Origin of the sequence: Collinsella aerofaciens, assembly GCF_005845035.1 — a bacterium.
In the GTDB taxonomy this organism is placed as follows: domain Bacteria; phylum Actinomycetota; class Coriobacteriia; order Coriobacteriales; family Coriobacteriaceae; genus Collinsella; species Collinsella aerofaciens_I.
This window is the reverse complement of sequence record NZ_SPFO01000040.1, coordinates 1-3,026: the sequence shown is the minus strand read 5'-3', so window position 1 is coordinate 3,026 and position 3,026 is coordinate 1. Positions and strand designations below refer to the sequence as shown.

2 protein-coding genes are annotated in these 3,026 nt (G+C 39.9%); one reads left to right on the top strand and one right to left on the bottom strand.

Going from position 1 to position 3,026, the window contains the following annotated elements; all coding sequences use genetic code 11:
- Positions 1-249 precede the first annotated feature (249 nt).
- A complete protein-coding gene (locus FGQ67_RS09935; protein ID WP_022618806.1) occupies positions 250-1,140 on the top strand; it encodes a hypothetical protein in 891 nt (296 codons plus the stop codon).
- A 533-nt stretch (positions 1,141-1,673) separates the two neighbouring features.
- On the opposite strand, the gene FGQ67_RS09925 is transcribed toward FGQ67_RS09935, so the two are convergent.
- Positions 1,674-2,729 (bottom strand): hypothetical protein, encoded by a 1,056-nt coding sequence (locus tag FGQ67_RS09925; RefSeq protein ID WP_212746040.1) that lies wholly within the window; start codon positions 2,727-2,729, stop codon positions 1,674-1,676.
- Positions 2,730-3,026 lie beyond the last annotated feature (297 nt).

Genomic DNA, 3,026 nt, shown 5'->3' with positions numbered 1-3,026 from the left:
TTCTTTCGAAAAATGCACCGGCCGCGCATTATTTGTACTGCGAAAATAATTGGTACTGCGGTATCTTCATTTCATATTTTAAAAATGCACCTTTGCTGCTTTTCCTTAATTTTTAGACGGCCCGCAGGTTCGTTTTGCGGTACTATCTTGTGATAAAAAGTTGTTTTGACATGTGATCTGCACAGATTTTATAATGTAATAAGCAAGAATACATTATCAAACGAACAATACTGGTAAAAGAAAACCAAAATGGACGACATTGAAACAGCCAAGAATCTGACGGTAAAAGCACGTACAGCTTATAGCGTCTGGGATGTATGTCGGCTGTTTATTGAAATGATTGCTCCTGATGTAGATATTGATATAGAGAGTAAACGTAAGTCTGATGAGCTACTCTTTCCAGGATATGTCATAAGGCCCATGGAATCTCTCACAACCGGTAGGCCGTATGGTCTTGATTCTAGCGCAGAAGATTCCAGCGTATCTTCTGACTCCAGTGCTGAGGTAATTTTGCCTGCTGCGAAGATGGTTAAGGAAAGGTTTGATTCGATTGGAAATGGTATGCTCTCTTCACAAGAAGCAAGTCAGGCTGCCATAGATTTGATGCTACAGAATAACAAGCTGTTAGACAATAGAAAGCAACTATACAAATCTATTGCTATAATAATAGGAAGATTGCCCGAGAAAGACAAGAAGAGAGCTACCGAAATGCTCATGAGAAAAATGGATTGTACACAGTTATTAGTCCCACCAGCTCCAACGGAAGAAGATGTTATGAAGCTCGTAAGCGTCGTTACCCAATTGCTTACTTTAGTTCCACCAGATCGTCAAGCTGCTTTAATAGGTGATTTATTCATCCCGGAATCTCTAAAGGATATATTCAATAGTTTCAATGAACTGGCGGCAGAGAATCGTTTACAGCAAAAAAAGAGTGAGTTGGAAGGAAGGACTGAAGTGAACCATGCTAATACAAATGAAGAAGTTCCCTCCAGGCGAACAAGAAGTAGAGACACAAATGCAAGAGGAGCATATAAATTACAAAACACCATCACTGAGGGCCCTAAAGCGGTTCCCACGAAAAAAAGGAGAGTAGCAACGAGGGTAAGGGGCAGAAAATCACGTAATACTTCTAGGGTATGATCCAATATCAAAGGAAATGATAGCATTGAAGGATGAGACTAATCCAATTGAGGAGTGGCAGCATATAGAACAGCTAAAGGGTAGTGCTGAAGGAAGCATACGATACCCCGCATGGAATGGGATAATATCACAGGAGGTACTAGACTACCTTTCATCCTACATAAATAGACGCATATAAGTACGCATTTAAGCATAAACACGCACTATGCCGTTCTTCTCATGTATATATATATACAGGCAACACGCAGATATAGGTGCGACGTGAACAGTGAGCTGTATGTGCGCAGCTCGCGTTGCATTTTCGGAAGCGCTCGTTTTCGGAAACGCTTTGAAGTTCCTATTCCGAAGTTCCTATTCTCTAGAAAGTATAGGAACTTCAGAGCGCTTTGAAAACCAAAAGCGCTTTGAAGACGCACTTTGAAAAATCCAAAAACGCACCGCACCGTAACTACTACACCGCGAATACTGTGCCCTGAAACATTGCTCAAAAGTATCTCTTTGCTATATATCTCTGTGCTATATCCCTATATAACCTACCCATCCACCTTTCGCTCCTTGAACTTGCATCTAAACTCGACCTCTACATCAACAGGCTTCCAATGCTCTTCAAATTTTACTGTCAAGTAGACCCATACGGCTGTAATATGCTGCTCTTCATAATGTAAGCTTATCTTTATCGAATCGTGTGAAAAACTACTACCGCGATAAACCTTTACGGTTCCCTGAGATTGAATTAGTTCCTTTAGTATATGATACAAGACACTTTTGAACTTTGTACGACGAATTTTAAGGTTCGCCATCCTTTGACTATTTCCAATTATTCTGTCGGCTATTATCTCCGCTTCAGCTTGGTCTTCCGCTTCAGACTGCCATTTTTCACATAATGAATCTATCTCACTCCACAACCCTTCATCCGCCGCGGCATCTTGTTCGATTAAATTATTGACTTCATGTTGCACATTACTTAGTTCAGGGGAAGAGTTTTCTTCACGTGGTTGCTCCTGATCTCCTATAAGACCCTGTTCTCTTTCCACAAACTTAGAAATGTATTCATGAATTATGGAGCACCTAATAACATTCTTCAAGGCGGAGAAGTTTGGGCCAGATGCCCAATATGCTTGACATGAAAACGTGAGAATGAATTTAGTATTATTGTGATATTCTGAGGCAATTTTATTATAATCTCGAAGATAAGAGAAGAATGCAGTGACCTTTGCATTGACAAATGGAGATTCCATGTATCTAAAAAATACGCCTTTAGGCCTTCTGATACCCTTTCCCCTGCGGTTTAGCGTGCCTTTTACATTAATATCTAAACCCTCTCCGATGGTGGCCTTTAACTGACTAATAAATGCAACCGATATAAACTGTGATAATTCTGGGTGATTTATGATTCGATCGACAATTGTATTGTACACTAGTGCAGGATCAGGCCAATCCAGTTCTTTTTCAATTACCGGTGTGTCGTCTGTATTCAGTACATGTCCAACAAATGCAAATGCTAACGTTTTGTATTTCTTATAATTGTCAGGAACTGGAAAAGTCCCCCTTGTCGTCTCGATTACACACCTACTTTCATCGTACACCATAGGTTGGAAGTGCTGCATAATACATTGCTTAATACAAACAAGTAGTCTCTCTCCATTCATATTTCGGTTATTTTCTATTATAGTTGTTGTCATTGTATGTCAGCACTGTAAAAATCCATCTGTTGAAGAAGGATTTCGCGGTTTTTATAAACAAAACTTTCGTTACGAAATCGAGCAATCACCCCAGCTGCGTATTTGGAAATTCGGGAAAAAGTAGAGCAACGCGAGTTGCATTTTTTACACCATAATGCATGATTAACTTCGAGAAGGGATTAAGGCTAATTTCACTAGTATGTT

Bases quoted from the DNA above. Each gene is read 5' to 3' on its own strand.
- FGQ67_RS09935 (WP_022618806.1), top strand. From the start codon at position 250: ATGGACGACATTGAAACAGCCAAGAATCTGACGGTAAAAGCACGTACA.
- FGQ67_RS09925 (WP_212746040.1), bottom strand. From the start codon at position 2,729: ATGGTGTACGATGAAAGTAGGTGTGTAATCGAGACGACAAGGGGGACT.